Source organism: Sphingomonas rhizophila, assembly GCF_014396585.1.
Lineage (GTDB): Bacteria > Pseudomonadota > Alphaproteobacteria > Sphingomonadales > Sphingomonadaceae > Sphingomicrobium > Sphingomicrobium rhizophilum.
Map to the genome: position 1 here is coordinate 1,578,733 of NZ_CP060717.1, position 17,074 is coordinate 1,595,806.

14 protein-coding genes and 2 pseudogenes are annotated in these 17,074 nt (G+C 64.0%); 5 read left to right on the forward strand and 11 right to left on the reverse strand.

Features of this window, described 5'->3' with window-relative positions; all coding sequences use genetic code 11:
• The first annotated feature begins 52 nt into the window (after positions 1-52).
• Complete coding sequence (gene rpoC, locus H9L12_RS08080; protein ID WP_187541303.1) at positions 53-4,324, forward strand: DNA-directed RNA polymerase subunit beta'; 4,272 nt, start codon at positions 53-55, stop codon at positions 4,322-4,324.
• A gap of 169 nt (positions 4,325-4,493) precedes the next feature.
• A complete protein-coding gene (locus H9L12_RS08085; RefSeq protein WP_187541304.1) occupies positions 4,494-5,399 on the forward strand; it encodes a hypothetical protein in 906 nt (301 codons plus the stop codon).
• Here H9L12_RS08085 and H9L12_RS08090 read toward each other — a convergent pair.
• Positions 5,383-6,264 carry a polysaccharide deacetylase family protein gene (locus H9L12_RS08090; protein ID WP_246450299.1) on the reverse strand — a complete coding sequence of 294 codons (882 nt, stop codon included), beginning with the start codon at positions 6,262-6,264 and terminating at the stop codon, positions 5,383-5,385. The genes H9L12_RS08085 and H9L12_RS08090 overlap by 17 nt on opposite strands.
• On the opposite strand from H9L12_RS08090, the gene H9L12_RS08095 reads away from it, so the two are divergent.
• Complete coding sequence (locus H9L12_RS08095; RefSeq protein WP_187541306.1) at positions 6,240-7,268, forward strand: Gfo/Idh/MocA family protein; 1,029 nt, start codon at positions 6,240-6,242, stop codon at positions 7,266-7,268. The genes H9L12_RS08090 and H9L12_RS08095 overlap by 25 nt on opposite strands.
• A 32-nt stretch (positions 7,269-7,300) precedes the next feature.
• Here H9L12_RS08095 and H9L12_RS08100 read toward each other — a convergent pair whose 3' ends face one another.
• From H9L12_RS08100 to H9L12_RS08120, 5 genes are all read right to left on the reverse strand, one after another.
• Positions 7,301-7,567, reverse strand: a complete 267-nt coding sequence (locus tag H9L12_RS08100; protein ID WP_187541307.1) for a DUF5985 family protein — start codon at positions 7,565-7,567, stop codon at positions 7,301-7,303.
• On the reverse strand, positions 7,564-7,845 hold the full coding sequence (locus H9L12_RS08105; protein WP_187541308.1) for a DUF5985 family protein: 282 nt from the start codon (positions 7,843-7,845) through the stop codon (positions 7,564-7,566). Before H9L12_RS08105 ends, H9L12_RS08100 begins: the two co-directional genes overlap by 4 nt.
• A complete protein-coding gene (locus H9L12_RS08110; RefSeq protein WP_187541309.1) occupies positions 7,838-8,140 on the reverse strand; it encodes a hypothetical protein in 303 nt (100 codons plus the stop codon). The genes H9L12_RS08105 and H9L12_RS08110 overlap by 8 nt, the downstream gene beginning before the upstream one ends.
• A gap of 240 nt (positions 8,141-8,380) precedes the next feature.
• Positions 8,381-8,524, reverse strand: a complete 144-nt coding sequence (locus H9L12_RS08115) for an entericidin EcnA/B family protein (protein ID WP_187541310.1) — start codon at positions 8,522-8,524, stop codon at positions 8,381-8,383.
• 41 nt (positions 8,525-8,565) lie between these two features.
• On the reverse strand, positions 8,566-8,691 hold the full coding sequence (locus H9L12_RS08120; protein WP_187541311.1) for an entericidin EcnA/B family protein: 126 nt from the start codon (positions 8,689-8,691) through the stop codon (positions 8,566-8,568).
• A 116-nt stretch (positions 8,692-8,807) separates the two neighbouring features.
• On the opposite strand from H9L12_RS08120, the gene H9L12_RS08125 reads away from it, so the two are divergent.
• Positions 8,808-9,992 carry a S41 family peptidase gene (locus H9L12_RS08125; protein ID WP_187541312.1) on the forward strand — a complete coding sequence of 395 codons (1,185 nt, stop codon included), beginning with the start codon at positions 8,808-8,810 and terminating at the stop codon, positions 9,990-9,992.
• On the opposite strand, the pseudogene H9L12_RS08130 reads toward H9L12_RS08125, so the two are convergent.
• A pseudogene (locus H9L12_RS08130) lies at positions 9,989-10,782 on the reverse strand (thymidylate synthase). The gene H9L12_RS08125 and the pseudogene H9L12_RS08130 sit on opposite strands and share 4 nt — an antisense overlap.
• A 114-nt stretch (positions 10,783-10,896) precedes the next feature.
• On the opposite strand from H9L12_RS08130, the gene H9L12_RS08135 reads away from it, so the two are divergent.
• The gene (locus H9L12_RS08135) at positions 10,897-11,304 is read left to right on the forward strand and encodes a JAB domain-containing protein (protein WP_187541313.1); all 408 of its coding nucleotides are present in this window, start codon (positions 10,897-10,899) and stop codon (positions 11,302-11,304) included.
• A 3-nt stretch (positions 11,305-11,307) separates the two neighbouring features.
• On the opposite strand, the gene H9L12_RS08140 is transcribed toward H9L12_RS08135, so the two are convergent.
• The 4 genes and pseudogenes from H9L12_RS08140 to H9L12_RS14455 form a co-directional block, all read right to left on the reverse strand.
• Entirely contained in the window at positions 11,308-12,132 is an 825-nt protein-coding gene (locus tag H9L12_RS08140; RefSeq protein WP_246450300.1) for a class I SAM-dependent methyltransferase, read from the reverse strand.
• 34 nt (positions 12,133-12,166) lie between these two features.
• Positions 12,167-13,294, reverse strand: coding sequence for a peptide chain release factor 2 (prfB, locus tag H9L12_RS08145; RefSeq protein WP_187541314.1), 1,128 nt, complete (start codon positions 13,292-13,294; stop codon positions 12,167-12,169).
• 38 nt (positions 13,295-13,332) lie between these two features.
• The gene (locus tag H9L12_RS08150; protein ID WP_187541315.1) at positions 13,333-15,900 is read right to left on the reverse strand and encodes a penicillin-binding protein 1A; all 2,568 of its coding nucleotides are present in this window, start codon (positions 15,898-15,900) and stop codon (positions 13,333-13,335) included.
• A 236-nt stretch (positions 15,901-16,136) separates the two neighbouring features.
• A pseudogene (locus H9L12_RS14455) lies at positions 16,137-16,940 on the reverse strand (N-acetylmuramoyl-L-alanine amidase family protein); the annotation flags it as partial.
• Positions 16,941-17,074: the final 134 nt, after the last annotated feature.

Consider the following 17,074-nt stretch of genomic DNA (forward strand, 5'->3'; position numbering starts at 1 on the left):
GATGTTCTCTACCCCCGGCCCATCGCGGCCGGGGAGTGAAGGAATGAAATCTATGAACGAGCTGACCAACTTCGCGAACCCGGTGGCCAAGCCGGAAACCTTCGACCAGATCCGCATCGGCATTGCGTCGCCGGACAAGATCCGGTCGTGGTCGTTCGGCGAGATCAAGAAGCCGGAGACGATCAACTATCGCACGTTCAAGCCGGAACGTGACGGCCTGTTCTGCGCGCGCATCTTCGGTCCGATCAAGGACTACGAATGCCTGTGCGGCAAGTACAAGCGCATGAAGTACAAGGGCATCGTCTGCGAGAAGTGCGGTGTCGAAGTTACCGTCTCGAAGGTCCGCCGTGAGCGCATGGGCCACATCGAGCTGGCCGCGCCGGTCGCCCACATCTGGTTCCTGAAGTCGTTGCCGTCGCGCATCGGCCTGCTGCTCGACATGCAGCTGAAGCAGCTGGAGCGCATCCTCTACTTCGAAAGCTATGTTGTCATCGAACCGGGCCTCACCAGCTTGGAGAAGTACCAGCTTCTGACCGAGGACGAGCTGCTCAACGCGCAGGACGAGTTCGGCGAGGACGCCTTCTCGGCCGGCATCGGCGCCGAGGCCGTTCGCACCATGCTGATGGACCTCGACCTCGAAGGCGAGCGCAAGGAGCTGCTCGACGAGCTGGCGGTCACCAAGTCGGAACTCAAGCCAAAGAAGATCATCAAGCGGCTGAAGGTCGTCGAGAGCTTCATCGACTCCGGCAACAAGCCGGAATGGATGATCCTCGAGGTAATTCCGGTAATCCCGCCCGAGCTGCGCCCGCTGGTGCCGCTGGACGGGGGTCGCTTCGCGACGTCGGATTTGAACGACCTCTATCGCCGCGTCATCAACCGCAACAACCGCCTCAAGCGCCTGATGGAGCTGCGCGCGCCGGACATCATCGTCCGCAACGAAAAGCGCATGCTTCAGGAAGCCGTCGACGCGCTGTTCGACAACGGCCGCCGCGGCCGCACCATCACCGGCGCCAACAAGCGTCCGCTGAAGTCGCTGTCCGACATGCTCAAGGGCAAGCAGGGCCGCTTCCGGCAGAACCTGCTCGGCAAGCGCGTCGACTATTCGGGCCGTTCGGTCATCGTGACCGGCCCGGAACTCAAGCTGCACCAGTGCGGCCTGCCGAAGAAGATGGCGCTCGAGCTGTTCAAGCCGTTCATTTACTCGCGCCTCGACGCCAAGGGTCTGTCGATGACCCTGAAGCAAGCCAAGAAGTGGGTCGAGAAGGAGCGCAAGGAAGTCTGGGACATCCTCGACGAAGTCATTCGCGAGCACCCGGTCCTCCTCAACCGCGCGCCGACGCTCCACCGCCTCGGCATCCAGGCGTTCGAGCCGGTGCTGATCGAGGGCAAGGCGATCCAGCTTCACCCGCTGGTCTGCTCGGCGTTCAACGCCGACTTCGACGGTGACCAGATGGCCGTGCACGTTCCGCTGAGCCTCGAAGCCCAGCTGGAAGCGCGCGTCCTGATGATGAGCACCAACAACATCCTGTCGCCCGCCAACGGCAAGCCGATCATCGTGCCTTCGCAGGACATGGTGCTGGGTCTCTATTACCTGTCGATGGAGAAGGAAGGCGAACCGGGCGAAGGCTCGCTGCTCGCCGACATGACCGAAGTTCACCAGGCGCTGTCGGCCGGGGCGGTGACGCTCCACTCCAAGATCGTCAGCCGCGTCCCGCAGACGGACGAGGCCGGCAAGCAGTATATGAAGCGCTTCGAAACGACCCCGGGCCGCATGCTGCTCGGCGAAACGCTGCCGAAGAGCCACAAGGTGCCGTTCGAGACCGTCAACCGCCTTCTCACCAAGAAGGAGATCGGCGACGTCATCGACACCGTCTATCGCCACACCGGCCAGAAAGAGACCGTCCTGTTCGCCGACGCGATCATGGGCCTCGGCTTCCGTCACGCCTTCAAGGCCGGCATCTCGTTCGGCAAGGACGACATGGTCATCCCGGCATCGAAGGAAGGCCTGGTCGACGAAACTCGTAGCCTGGTGAAGGACTATGAACAGCAGTACCAGGACGGCCTGATCACCCAGCAGGAAAAGTACAACAAGGTGATCGACGCCTGGTCGCGTTGCGGTGACCAGGTCGCCACGGCCATGATGAAGGAAATCTCGTCCGTGAAAAAGGGCGAGGATGGCCGCGAGGCGCCGATCAACTCGATCTACATGATGGCCCACTCGGGCGCTCGTGGTTCGCAGGCGCAGATCAAGCAGCTTGCCGGCATGCGCGGCCTGATGGCCAAGCCGTCGGGCGAGATCATCGAAACGCCGATCATCTCGAACTTCAAGGAAGGCCTGACCGTCCTTGAATACTTCAACTCGACCCACGGCGCCCGCAAGGGCCTGGCCGACACGGCGCTTAAGACGGCGAACTCGGGCTACCTGACCCGCCGCCTCGTCGACGTGTCGCAGGACGCGGTGATCATCGAGGAAGATTGCGGCACCGACCGCATGCTGGAGATGCGCGCCATCGTTCAGGGCGGCGCGGTGATCGCCTCGCTCAGCGATCGCGTGCTTGGCCGCACCACGGCCGAGGACATCGTCGATCCGAAGACCAACGACGTCCTGATCAAAGAAGGCACGCTGCTCGACGAAGCGATGGTCGCCCAGATCGAGGCGCTCGGCCTTCAGGGCATGAAGATCCGCTCGCCGCTGGTGTGCGCGTCGCAGCAGGGCGTTTGCGCCAAGTGCTACGGCCGTGACCTTGCCCGCGGTACGCCGGTCAACATCGGTGAAGCCGTCGGCGTCATCGCCGCCCAGTCGATCGGTGAGCCGGGCACCCAGCTGACGATGCGGACCTTCCACATCGGCGGCGCGGCGCAGCTCAACGAGCAGTCGAACCTCGAGGCGCCGGTCGACGGCACGATCGAGCTTCGCGACATGCCGACGATCACCGACCCGCGCGGCCGGCACATCTCGCTGTCGCGTTCGGGCGAGATCGCGATCCTCGACATGGACGGCCGTGAACTCAGCACCCACCGTATTCCGTACGGTGCGCACCTGATGGTCGAAAGCGGTCACATCATCAGCCGCGGCGACCGGATCGCCGAATGGGACCCGTCGTATAGCCCGGTCATCACCGAGCGGGCCGGTACGGTGAAGTACCAGGACCTGATCGAGAACCGCACGATGACGGAACAGACCGACGAGTCGACCGGCATCACCCAGCGCGTCGTCAACGACGACATCGCCAAGTCGAAGAAGGAAGACCTTCGTCCGCGCCTCACCCTGACGGGTGCCGACGCGGCCGAGGCCGGCGTCTATCGACTGGCGCCGGGCGCGATCGTCGCGGTCGAGGACGGTGCGACCGTGGAGGCCGGCGAAGTGCTCGCCCGCATGCCGCGTGAAGCCGCCAAGACCCGTGACATCACCGGCGGTCTGCCGCGCGTCGCCGAGCTGTTCGAAGCCCGCAAGCCGAAGGAAAACGCGATCATCGCGAAGGTCAGCGGCAAGGTCAGCTTCAAGAAGGACTACAAGGCCAAGCGCAAGATCGCGATCATCCCCGAGGACGGGTCGGAGGAGGTCGAATACCTCGTCCCGAAGTCGAAGGTGATCGACGTCCAGGAAGGCGATTACGTCAAGCGCGGCGACAACCTCGTCGGTGGTTCGCCCGATCCCCACGACATCCTCGAAGTGCTCGGCGTGGAAGCGCTGGCCGAATATCTCGTCAGCGAGATTCAGGAAGTCTATCGACTGCAGGGCGTGAAGATCAACGACAAGCACATCGAGGTGATCGTTCGCCAGATGCTGCAGAAGGTTGAGATCACCGACGGAGGCGACACCGTCCTCCTGGCCGGCGAACAGGTCGACCGCGAGGAAATGGACGAGCAGAACTCGAAGCTCGGCAAGGGCAAGACGCCCGCGCAGGGCCGCCCGGTGCTGCTCGGCATCACCAAGGCGTCGCTGCAGACCCGCAGCTTCATCTCGGCGGCGTCCTTCCAGGAAACGACCCGCGTCCTCACCGAGGCGTCGGTCCAGGGCAAGATCGATACGCTGAACGGTCTCAAGGAGAACGTCATCGTCGGTCGCCTGATCCCGGCGGGAACCGGTGCCGGCATGAACCGCCTGCGCGTTGCGGCCACCAGCCGCGATGCCTCGCTCCGTGCCGCGCAGCGCAAGCTGCAGGAAGCGCTGATCGCGCCGAACAGCGCCGAGGAAGAGCATGCCGCCGAGCTGGCCCAAAGCCCGCGCGACGCCAGCGCCACGGGTCCGGATCCGCTGGCCGAGGTCGTCACCTCGGGCACCGGCACGGACGCCGACGCGGGCGACTACCTCAACGACTGATCGTCGCGGTAAATGCTAAGCGAAAAGGCCGTCGCTCTTCCCAGAGCGGCGGCCTTTTTCATGATGTAACGCCTACAATTCCCGTCGCGGGGCGATACACCCCAGTGCCGTCGGGTTGACATTGGCCCCCAGAAGCGCGCTGCTTTACGCGATGGGAGAGCCAATTCGAATGTCAGAGCTTGCGAAAGAATTCGACCGGCTGCACGCGGCATTAGTCGCAGAGTTGGCGCCACACGAAGTCGAATTGGTCAACCAAGCCAAAAGCCGGTTGCCGACAAATGGCCGAACCTATGGTTTTGAGGATGTTGGCAAGGAGGCGAAAGCGGCGCTCAAGGCTGTGGCCGCTTTACCTTCCGAGCAGGCGAGGACCGCATCTCGCGCGACGATCGCGGGCCTGGCCGCCAGCAACGCGGATCGGCTGCGGCAGGGACTAACGGCCAGGGTCGGTGAACGAAGCGAAGTGGCTCTCCGTCACCTTTTGGATTTCCTCTCAAGCGATCTCGACGCGAGTTACCGTTATCCGGACGATCATTTCCTCAAGGATTACCGCTTCGTCACGGGAATGACTGTGCCATGCGGCGCCCAGGTCGTCGATTTGGCGGAGCGACCAGGATTGAAGACCGTCGTTTCGATAGCTGGAAAATCTCCACGACTTGCATGGCACGCGATTTCACGGCCCTGGTTTCGGCCTCACACCGAAGATCGCTATTTAGACGAGTTCAATGAAAAGGGCTGGGACCGGTGCTATGCCGAGGTGGGAGACCTGCTGACGGCCTTGCCAGAAGTCGCTGGCTTCATCGCAACGAGCTGGTTTTACGACCCGGCGTTGGCCGAGGTGTCGCCGCGTTTGGATTATCTGCGGCGCGTTCCCGTTGAAGGCGGTGCCCTGATGGTTCGCCACGGGACGACACCTTTCGACATCAAGTCATCGACCGCGACATCCCCCACCCGCCGCGCGCTTTATGAGCAGGGCAAATATGTGCCAACCTGCTGGTCGATCGTCTGGCCGAGACGGGAGATGCTGGCTTGGTGTGAGCGCAGTCCAGCCGCCGGAGCTTCTACGCCAAGCGCTTGAGGCGCGGCATGACTGCCTGGCGCAGTCGTTTGGCCGGCGAGGCCTTCCCTGCGATCAGCTCAACCACATCAGCAATATCATGCCAACGCATGACCGGCTCGCGTCGGACGAAGCGGTCAACAGGCCTGGAGCGGCCGCGATCAGAGGTATGGATCCGCCTGAAGGGGGACCGCTCGAGATAGGTCCAAACGCGTCGATCGTAGTGGCCGTAGGGAATGGCGACCGCTTCGACCGGTCGTCCGCAAAGCTCTCCGAGTTCTTCGGCGGCGCGGTCAATCTCGCTGTTCAACGTCGCGTCATCCGCCTTGCGCCAGTCGATATGGTTGCGGCCGTGCAAGCCGACTTCCATCCCAAGATCCAAGAGTTCGCCAACCTCGGCTTCCGTCAAGTAACCCGGTGCCCCCAACCGCCCGACGAGGACAAAAAAGCTGCCGTCGACCCCCTGCGCACGCATTCGTCGCGCTGCTTCGAGATCGGACTGATTACCATCATCGAAGGTGAAATTGACCTCATCGGGAGGGAGCTTTGCGCAATAATCGACAATAGCGTCAAATTGGTCCCAGTTGATCCAATAGTTTTCTTCTCCCGGCTCCATCGGATGTCCTGGAATGCCGATCCCGTGAAACATCAGGGTCGATTGCATCGAAGTTCGGCCACTGCAGATCGTCCTGATGTAAACCGGGATAGCGGCCAAGACGGTGCCGTTCGGACGCACGATTGACAAGGAATCTTTGCGCTCATACCCACCCGAAGAAGCGGCGAACGGGTCTGACTGGCCAACTGAAGTCTTGGTAGAATGGCGGGACAATTGCCGGCACCCTTGAGAACTGCAATCGTCGGGTGCGGAGCAATCGCGCACGAACATGTGCGGTTCATTTCAGCCTCCCCCGCGCGAAGTTCGTTGCAGCGGTTGACCGTTCGGCATCGACTGCCGCTCTTTTCTGCGATCGGTACCGGGCATCATCTAGCTTTACCGATACTGCCGAAATGCTGACCAAGGCCAAGCCCGATGTGGTTCACGTATTAACGCCCCCCGGCACACACGAAGAGCTCATCCGGCTGGCGATGGCCGCGGGGAGTCATGTCATCTGTGAAAAGCCCATGACGGCAAACGCCGCCGACAGTGCGGCGCTGCTAGAAGAGGCTGCCGGACGAAAGTTGGTGCTTGTCGAGAGCGCCAATACGATGTGGAATGAGAATGTTCTCGCGCTTCACCCGCTGATCGACGCTGGAACACTCGGCAGGGTTCGCGAAGTGGACATCGAGCTTTCGCTGGACCTGGCCAACGGGCCGTTTGGCGATCTCAACCTTGGCGATAGCGGGGTCAAGCTTCCCGGAGGCGCCGTCCATGATTTCCTTCCCCACATGTGCGGCGCCTGGCTATTCTTGGCCGGACAAGAAGAGGCTAACGGGCTGAAAGGAACGCTTCGCAACGCGAGCGGAAACCGGCGGGTAGGTTACGATCTTCTGGACTGCATCATTACCGACGGCCCGGTGCGTGGCCGACTCAAGCTTTCGCCCGACATCAATCCGCCGGCTTTCGCGATCACGGTGCGGGGCAGTCTCGCCACCGCTGAAACGGAACTGTTCAACCCCTTCCTGCGCGTGACGGGCGGGCAAAACGTCGGCAAGCGGGCTCCGTTTGAGTTGATATCGTCCGGTATAGGAATGACCCGCGCTGGTCTTCGTGGATTTCGCGACAAGGTGTTCCAGCACACACCGTATCACGGTCTCGTTCGAATGCTGGACGACGTTTACGCCGCGCTGCAGAACGAATCCTCTCTCCCGAGTTGCTCTCGGCTTCCGCGATGTTGGCGAGGGCACGAATGGTCGATCAGGTTGTTGCGCTTCGAAATTGATCGCCCGTGAAAGTCAAAAACAGCTAATCCTTGGGAACCACGTCAGGCCGCTCGCAGGTTTTTGCGGCCGACGGCGAAAAGGATGATGGCGAATGCGGTCAGCCTGAACAGGTAGATATAGCTTCGGTCCTCGTCCGGGATGTTGGCGAGGATCTGGACGGCCTGCCCCGTGCCCAGAAGCGCGAAGGCGATCGCGAAGGCGATGAACAGATCGTCGTGCGACCGCCACCAGAAGCTGAAAAAGAAGAGCGCGCAAATGAAGAAGCCGAATACGCTGCTGCCCGACAGGAAAATGTAGAGCGTGCTCATTTCGCAGTCCTCCCCGTGTCCCAGATCACGCCCCAGATAAGCGATGCCGAGGCCGCCAGGGCCAGCGAGGCTCGCAAGGTGCGCAGGTCGCCGTCCGGCCAAATCAGCAGGTCGATGACGAGGACAAGATTGTTGGCGGCCAGAAAAGTGAAGCAAATGCTGCTCCACAAGAGAAGCGACATGCCGTGGCGGCAATAGCTTCGGGCCAGCAGAAGGGCGCACGCCGTACTGGTCAACAGGCAGAGGACGTAGACCACGCCGGGGAATGCCTCAGTCATCGTCGGCCTTTCGGAGTTTGAACGCGTCGGCAAAGGCGGCCAGGCTGTTCGAGTGCGCGCCGATGATCGCGCGGCGCACGGCGTTGGGCTTGCGCTGGTAAAGCTCTTCCGCCCGGTCAACGCTCGCGCCGACGGCCCGGCTGGACGGCATGTAGACGGCCGTGTCGAGGTCGTTGGAAACCAGCCCGGCAGCGGTCAACGATTCCAGCGCACGTCCGACGACATGCTCGCTCGCACGCAGCCGCTCGATGAGATTGGCGTGGCTGCAAGCTCCGCCGGCTCGCTTCAGGGTCAACAGAAGTTCCAGCGCCCAAATGGAGGGAAGCTGGCGACGATGAACCCTAGCGTGTCGTCATCTGGATCGGTCAACGAAACGGATACCCGGGAAACCGAAGCAACATCCCGGCACCATGGCCTGCCGCGCTTGAAATTGCCAATGCCGGATGGCGAAGAGAGTGAGAAAAAAAAGCCCCGCGGCTTTCACCGGCGGGGCTTCTTGTCGATCACTGCACTCTTGGCGGAAGGCAGTCCGGGATTACTTGCAGTAGCCGGTATTGATCGTGTTTTCCGCGCAATTGGCGGCCGAATTCACGTCAGCGGCAGCGCCACGAACGGTGTTGCAAGCCGCGAGTGCGAGAGCGCTGCAGACGAGCAGCGCCGCCGTCACTTTGGAAACCATGGTCGAACTCCTTTGTATAGGCGTAACGACCATGGCCAGTCTTACGTGGCGTTGTCTACCGCGTTCGCAGCCGAATTGACGTCCGCAGCCGCACCGCGAACGGTGTTGCAAGCCGCGATTGCCAGGCTGCTGCCGATCAGCACCAGGGTCATTACTTTGCGAACCATGGGATGTTCTCCTGTCTCTGCGCTGAACGAACGAAGGCGAAACGTTTGGGTTGCGTGTAAAATGCGGAAAAGAAGCAGCGCTTGAAAGTTGAGGGGCTTCGGTGTATTAGTGTCGTATGACACTGACGCATCTTGCTGCCGCCATCGGACTGATATCGGTTCCCGCCCTCGCCACCGCGAGCGACCCCGGTTTCGACCGGTCGGCCTGGAAGGCTGACTTTGAGCGCGTAAAGGTTGGCCTCGCCCAAGGCTATGCCAACCTCGACTGGCAGGTCGACCGGCGCACGTTCAACCTCGCTCGCGCCGACGCCCAGATCGGCGCCATGCTGGACAAGGCACAGAGTGATGTCGAAGCGGCGCTGGTCTTTGCCAAGTTGATCGACGCGTTTGACGACCCGCACCTGCAGCTTCAGGTCGGACCGCCGCCATCGAGTGCCGGCCTGCTGCCCCGTCAGAGCAATGCCGATGGGCCGACGGAGGCACGCCCCAAGTGCGGTGAGGCGCATTACGCTGACGGAAAGGCGGCAACGCGCCTGCCCTACGTCAAGGCAGCCGGCTGGAAACCGTTGTCTGATGGCCCATTCGTGGCCGGCCAGATTGGCGACATCGGCATCGTCCGCATCCCCGCCTTCGGCGAAGACCGCTATCTGAGTGCCTGCAAGATCGTTGCGAAGCCCGGCATGGATTCGCGTGCATTGCAGCTGGCGACACGGGCGGAACTCAATCGTCAGCTGACGACACTGATCGGCACGCTGCGGCAGCGCGGCGTTCGCAAGCTGGTCGTCGATGTCAGCGGCAATGGCGGCGGCAGCGAATGGAGCAGCGAAGTCGCGGCGATGTTCGCCAGCGGCACCCTCAAGCGGCAGGCACCACGCCGCGTCGGTCCAGCGTGCGATCGGTCCGCCGTCTGGAAAGGCGAACGCCCCTGCCCCATCTATGCCGGCTCGGCCGAGACCGAGACGATGGCCGGAACCGGCACCTGGACGGGGCCGCTGGCGATCCTGACCGACCGCCGGTCGGCCTCTGCCACGGAGGAATTCGTCACCTGGCTGAAGGATAACGGGCGCGCGATGATCGCCGGCGAGCGGACTTTTGGTGCCGGTTGCGGCTACATCGACGGCGGAAGCGCCATCGCGCTCAAGGCGGCCAACCTTCACATCATGATGCCGAACTGCAGCCGCTACACCGGCGCCGGGATCAACGAGATCGAAGGCATCGCCCCCGACATCACCGTCGACTGGAGCACGGTCACGCCAGATGAGATGCCGGGCCTGCTGGCCGGCCTGTTCGACCGCCGCTAGACCGCGACCGGTGCGGCGATGTGCGGGTGGGGATCGTAGGCCTCGAACGCAAAGTCTTCGGGCTCGTACGTGTCGATGTCCTGTCCGCGATCCTTGATCACCAACTTCGGCAAGGCGCGCGGTGCCCGTGAGAGTTGTTCGCGCGCCTGGTCGAGATGATTCGAGTACAGGTGAACATCGCCGCCGGTCCATACGAACGTGCCAGGCTGCAGGTCGCAGGCACGGGCAAGCATGTGGGTAAGCAACGCATAGCTGGCGATGTTGAATGGCACGCCGAGGAAGAAGTCGGCGCTGCGCTGGTAGAGCTGCAGGTTGAGCCGGCCGGCAGCGACCTGGGTCTGGAACAGGCAGTGACAGGGGCCAGCGCCATCCGGTCGATCTCACCGGGATTCCACGCAGTAACGATCTGGCGCCGCGACGAGGGATCGCGCTTGATGAGCGCAATCAGCTCGCGAATCTGGTCGATGTGCCGACCGTCCGCCGCCTCCCAGTCGCGCCATTGCTTGCCATAGACAGGGCCGAGATCGCCGTTGTCGTCCGCCCACTCGTTCCAGATACTGACCTTGCGGTCCTGCAACCAGCGGACGTTGGTGTCGCCACGCAAGAACCACAGCAGTTCGACGATGATTGATCGCAAATGGAGCTTCTTCGTCGTCAGCAGCGGAAAGCCTCGCGACAGGTCGAACCGCATCTGCGCACCGAACAGCGACAGGGTCCCGGTGCCGGTTCGGTCGCTCTGCGGAACGCCCTCGTCGAGGATCCGCTGCATGACGTCGAGATAGGTGCGCATGGCCTCACCCTACCCGCTCGTGCTCCCTCGTCCAGCGCAAGTTGCTGCGTCTTCGCTCGATTTTGGACCAAGTTGCCTTGGCCTGTTCGGGCCGGGCCCCCTAGCTAGGCGAGCATGCGGATCCAGCGTGCCGAATCACCTGCCCGTCTCAACGGCCATGAAGCGGCCCGCCGCTTCTTCGCGCAGTGCCTTTCCGAGCCCGGCGCATCGACGCAGGAGCGTTTGTGGGTCGCGCACCTCGATCAGGAGGCGCGCTGCATGCAGCTGTCGAGCCATGACGGTGGCGTTGGCGAGGTCGAGATGCCGGTCCGCGACATCATCCGCGATGCTGCTCGCCTTGGAAGCGCCGGAGTCGTCCTGGCGCATAACCACCCCAGCGGCGATGCGCGGCCGAGCGAGGCCGACTGCCGCGCAACGCGTCGACTGGCGCTCGCGGCCGAGGCGATCGACCTGATGGTCGTCGATCATCTGATCTTTGGCGACAGCGATTGCACCAGCCTCCGGCGAATGGGGCTGCTGTAGACCTTACGCCGCGGGCCGAGGCGGCCCTGGAAGTTCCTGCTTGTGCGGCGCGGGGCACGCCTTGATCTGCGAAGGTTCGGGGCGTGGCCGGGCGGCCCTGAAGCTCATCAGATACGCTTCCCCGCCGGTCAGATCGACCTTCCGTACGGGGTCAAGCCCGATCGCGGCCATCTCGCACGTCAGTTGCGCTGGCGGCATGCCGTGACGGCGGGCCGGCCGGTCGGCGTCGACCACGACCACCTCACCATCCTGCTTGAGGCCTTCCCGCAGGTTCCACAGGAACGCGTAGGGGTTCGTGACCTCGTGGTACATGTGAACCAGGAAGATACGGTCGAACGAATTCCCGGGCAATTTGGGGTCGTCGGCGGTTCCGAGGCGCACCGACACATTATCAAGTCCCTCGCGTTGCACGCGCTGGGCCAGTCGGTCGCGCACATCTTCCAGGATGTCCTGAGCCAGGACGCGTCCGCGGGGCCCGACCACGGGCGAGAGGCGCACGGTGTAGTAACCCTCGCCAGCGCCGATGTCGGCCACTGACATGCCCGCGCGCACGCCCGACAGGCGCATGACTTCCTCGGCCTCGCCCAGCCGGTCGCGGGCGTCTTCGGTGGAAAACTGGTCTGACACGATCGGCGCGACGTCGCGCTCGGCGTCGGGGAATTGGTTCGACGCCGGCTCCGCCCGGCAACCGGCGAGAGAGATGGCGGCAAGGCATAGCGCCGGGAACACCTTACCCTGCACGACGCGGGGCGCGGGAGTGAATGCCGCGCCGTCAGTCCTTGCGATGCAAGGCTGGCCGCGCTTCGCCGTCTCTCCCGCAAGGCTCACGCGCTACGCTCCGTTCGCCATGGCGCTCGGCGGCTCAGTCGACATCCTCGACCTCGACCTTTTCGCCGGTCACGCGCTGGGACAGGGCGGCGGCCATGAACCGGTCGAGGTCGCCGTCGAGGACATCAGACGGCGCGGTCGAGGTAACGCCGGTGCGCAAATCCTTGACCAGCTGATAGGGCTGCAGAACGTAGCTGCGGATCTGGTGCCCCCAGCCGATGTCGGTCTTGGCCGCGGCACTGGCGTTGGCCTCGGCCTCGCGCTTCTGGAGCTCCACTTCATACAGTCGGGCCTTCAGCTGCTTCATCGCCTCGGCGCGGTTTTTATGCTGCGAGCGCTGATTCTGGCACTGGACGACGATGTTGGTCGGGATGTGGGTGATGCGAACCGCGCTGTCGGTGGTGTTGACGTGCTGTCCGCCCGCGCCGGACGCACGATAAGTGTCGATGCGAAGCTCGCTCTCGTTGATCTCGATGTCGATGTCGTCGTCGACTTCGGGATAGACCCAGACCGACGCGAAGCTGGTGTGGCGCCGCGCCGAACTGTCGTAGGGCGAAATGCGCACCAGCCGGTGGACGCCGCTTTCGGTCTTGAGGTTGCCGTAGGCGTTCTCGCCCTTCACCAGCAGAGTTGCCGACTTGATCCCGGCCTGCTCGCCCGCGTGATGGTCGATCAGCTCGACCTTCATGCCGTGCCGTTCCGCCCACCGCGAATACATCCGCTGAAGCATCCCCGCCCAGTCATTGGATTCGGTTCCGCCAGCGCCCGAATTGACCTCGACGTAGCTATTGTTGGCGTCCGCCTCGCCCGCCAGCAGCGCGGCGACCTTGTCCCGCTCCGCCCGCTCGGCGAGGTCGGCGAGCGAGGCCACGCCGTCATCGACCAATCCCTCGTCGCCCTCGGCCTCGGCCATCTCGATCAGCTCGACCGTGTCGGTCAGTTCGGTCTCGATCTTGCGAGTCGCGGCGATCGCCTCTTCCAGGCGGCGCCGTTCACGCATGACTTCCTGCGCGCCCTTGGGATCGTCCCACAGCGTCGGGTCCTCGACCCGCGCGTTCAGCTCCTCGAGCCGGCGGAGCGCGCGGTCCCAATCGAGGAAGCGGCGCAGCAGCGCGGTCGCGGCATTGATCTGGTCGATATGGGCTTGCGCTTCGGCGCGCATGACAAAAGTCCTGTTCGAAAGGCGGTTCGGCCAACCGCCTAGTAAATGCCGCCCTGCCTTTGCAAGAACTCGCCGCTGTCGGTCGGCGCCTTGGGTTTGGCCGGTGTGGCGGGACGGCGTGCGACAGTGCGGGCGGCCGGGCGGCCATTGGTGTCGGTCGCGGCATCGCCGCCGGCCAGTTCGACGCTCCGGCGGAAGCTCCGGCGCGGCTCGGTTTCGGGCTGAAAGGCCTCCCAGATCACCGACGACTTGGGGTCTTCCGTGACCGGGAAGGTGCCGAATACGCGCTTGCCGGTGACCCGGTCGATCCGCACCATGCGAATTCCGGGCGGGGCGACGAATGGCGTTTTCGGAAGGTCCTTGAAGGCTGCTTGGGCGAATTGCTTGAAGATGGGCGCCGCGATCCGCCCGCCCTGGGCGTAACCGCCCATCGAGCGCGGCTGGTCGTAGCCGAGGTAGACACCGCCGACGATGTCAGGAGTGCCACCAACGAACCAGACATTGGTCGGGCCGGTGGTGGTGCCGGTCTTGCCGAACATCGGCCGGTCGAGCTCGCGAAGGGTCGTCGCAGTGCCGCGCTCGACGACGCCTTCGAGGATGTGAACCATCTGGTAAGCGGCCTGCGGGTCGAGCACCTGGCGGTTGCGGTTCGGCGGCCGCGGCATCGACCGCCCGTCCCAATCGGCGGCGTTGCAGCCTTCCATCACCCGGCAACGGTTGTCGCTGCGGTAGATGACCTTGCCGTTGCGGTCCTGGACATAGTCGACCAGCGTCGGCTTCACCTGCCGGCCCTGATTGGCGAGGATGGCATAGGCGTTGACGAGCTTCAGCACCGTCGTCTCACCCGCACCGAGCGAGATCGACAGATAGGGATCATATTTGCCGAGGCCGAGCTTTTCGGCGGTCGCGACGATCTTGTCCATGCCGGTCTGCGACGCGGCGCGAACCGTCATCAGGTTGCGCGATTGTTCGACGCCCCAGCGCATCGTCTTCGGCCCGGCATAGCCGCCGTCGAAGTTGCGGAAGCATTTGTTGCCGAGGCCCGCCCCCTGCCACACGCAGAACGGCGCATCGACGAGGATGCTGGCGGGCGTCAGCCCATTCTCGAGCGCCGTTTCATAGACGATCGGCTTGAACGCCGAACCGGGCTGGCGGAGCGCCTGGGTCGCGCGGTTGTAGGACGAACCGATGACATCGAAGCCGCCCTGCATCGCCAGCACTCGGCCGGTGCGCACTTCCTCAACCACGAAACCGCCGCCGATCTCGGGAATGGAGCGCAGCGCATAGCTGTTTGTGCCGAGCTGTTTGACGATGATGATCATGCCCGGCTTGAGATGCCCGAAGGCTGCGCCTCCGACCCCGCGCTTGGGCTGGACCGCCGCCGACGCCGGAAGGACCCCGGTCGATCCGTCGGCGAACCCGATTTCGGCCTGCCCGCCACCCTTTGAGAGGACCACCGCCTTCTTCCAGTCCGGAAAGCCGGTGCCCACCGCGGCTCGCGACAATTGAGCGCGCCAGTCCTGCGACATGTCGACCGACAGGCCGAGATCGCGCCAGCCGCGGCCGCCGTCGAATTGGGCCAGGCCTTCGCGGAGCGCTTCGGCGGCAGCGTCCTGGTACCTCGGCATCATTGACGTGCGCACCCACAGGCCGCCGGCATAGACGCTGTTGGGGCCATCCTCCGCCTTTTCGCCGAAGCGGGCGAGCAGGCTGCGGCGAACGTCTTCGAGGAAATAGCCGCCCTGTTCGCGAAACTTGGCGTTCGACCCGTAGCGGATGGTGCCGAGGGGAAGCGATGTCGCCGCCTGCGCTTCGGCCGGCGTAATGTAGCTGTTGCGCGCCATTTCGTTGAGGACATAGTTGCGGCGGATGAGCGCCTTCCTGGTGGCGCGGACGGGATCATAATTGCTCGGCGCCTTGGGCAGCACTGCCAGATAGGCCGCTTCCGGAAGCGTCAGGTCGGCAACATCCTTGTCGAAATAGGCGCGGCTCGCCGCCTGGACGCCATAGGCGTTGCGGCCGAGGAAGATGGAATTGAGATAGAGTTCGAGGATCTGCTGTTTCGACAGGGTCGATTCCAGCCGGAAGGCGAGGATCGCCTCGCGAATCTTGCGAGTGACGGCGTAGCTGTTGTCCTGCAGCAGGTACTTCGCGACCTGCTGCGTAATGGTCGAACCGCCGCGCGCGCGGCCGCCGGTCACCGACTTGGTCGTGTAATCGAACACCGCGCCGACCAGGCCCGGATAATCGATGCCGCCGTGGCGGAAGAAGGTCTTGTCCTCCGCCGAGATGAAGGCGTTGACGACCAGCGGCGGATATTCGTCATAGGCCAGTTCCACCCGGCGCTCGCGGGCGTAGGTGCCGATCGGGTTCCCATCATAGCCCCGCACGTTCGACGGCAGCGGAGGCTGGTAGGAGAGCAGCGATTCGGACGTCGGCAGGCCGCTGGCGAAGTAAAGCCAGACCGCGACGAAGAAGGCGAAGCCGCCCGCGAAAAGATAGCTAAACCGCCGGATCCAGGGGCGCGCGAAGAAGGGATCGATGCGTGCATGAACCCGCTCGTTGAATGCGACGAGATTGGGAAAGGGCAAGGACAGGGAAGCCATGGTCGCGCCCTCGTTAGCCGCTTGAAGCGGCAGGCGAAAGACGCTGAACGAGAGTGGGGTTCATCGCGATTGCCGCGACGCGGCGTGCGCCTCGATCGCCTGGGCCAGCGCCCTGACGAGAGCCGCTCGCCCTTCGGCGGTGACCAGCATCGCCTCGTCATCGACGTTGCTGATGTACCCCCCTCCAGAAGGATCGCCGGCGTTTCGGCACGGCGAAGCACGTGGAAATCGGCGAACTGGTGCGGGCGCGGGCGGAGCTGCACCGGACCCGCGGCGCGGCGCACGAGCCGCGCGGCGAATGCCGCCGAATCCTCCATTTGGTCGCGGAGTGCGAGGTCGGACAAGAGCGCCCTCACCGATCCGTCGGTCTCGCTGCTGAGCGCACCATCGACCCTGTTCTGGGCCGCGGCGAAACGCGCCGCTTCCGCGCTGGAGGCGACATCCGACAACGAATAGACGGTGACCCCGCGGGCCAGCGGATTGGGCGCGCTGTCGACGTGCATCGAGATGAAGATCGCCGCACCCAGCCGCCGGGCGATCGCCGCGCGTTGTTCCAGGGTCAGGTATCGATCGTCGTTGCGGGTCAGGGCTACGCGCACGCGGCCGCGCTCCACCAGCAAGTCGCGGACCTCACGCGCGAGCGTCAGCGTCAGGTCCTTTTCCTTCACCGTGCCCGAAACACCGGTCGCTCCAGGGTCCCGGCCGCCGTGACCGGGGTCGAGCAGAACGATGGGTCTTCCCGGAACGCGCGCTTCGGACACCTGGATGTCGCCGACGGCCTGGGGAAGCTCGACGGTCAGCCCGCCCTTTCGCGCTTCACCGACCAGCGCGCTGTCAATCGTCGCGTCCGCTGGCGCCCGGCTCCGGAAACCGATGAACATGCCGACGCCGAGCACCGCGACGGCGCCGAAGATCGCCGCCATGCGCGTCCTACCGCTCAAACCCGCAAAGCCGATCATCCTTCGCTTATCACGGCCCCGGGGGCTCCGCGTCAAATGGTTGCGGCCCGCAACTGTCAGTGCTAGTCCGCAATCGTCCATGCCGGGCCATTCCGGTTGGGCGATGCCGCGATCCGCTCGGAACCGCGGCCTTCAAGGTTGACGCTGCATGACGCTACAGGACGCATTTCGCACTCGGCTTTCCAAGCCGCGTGGCGCGTCCGTTGCCGGTACGC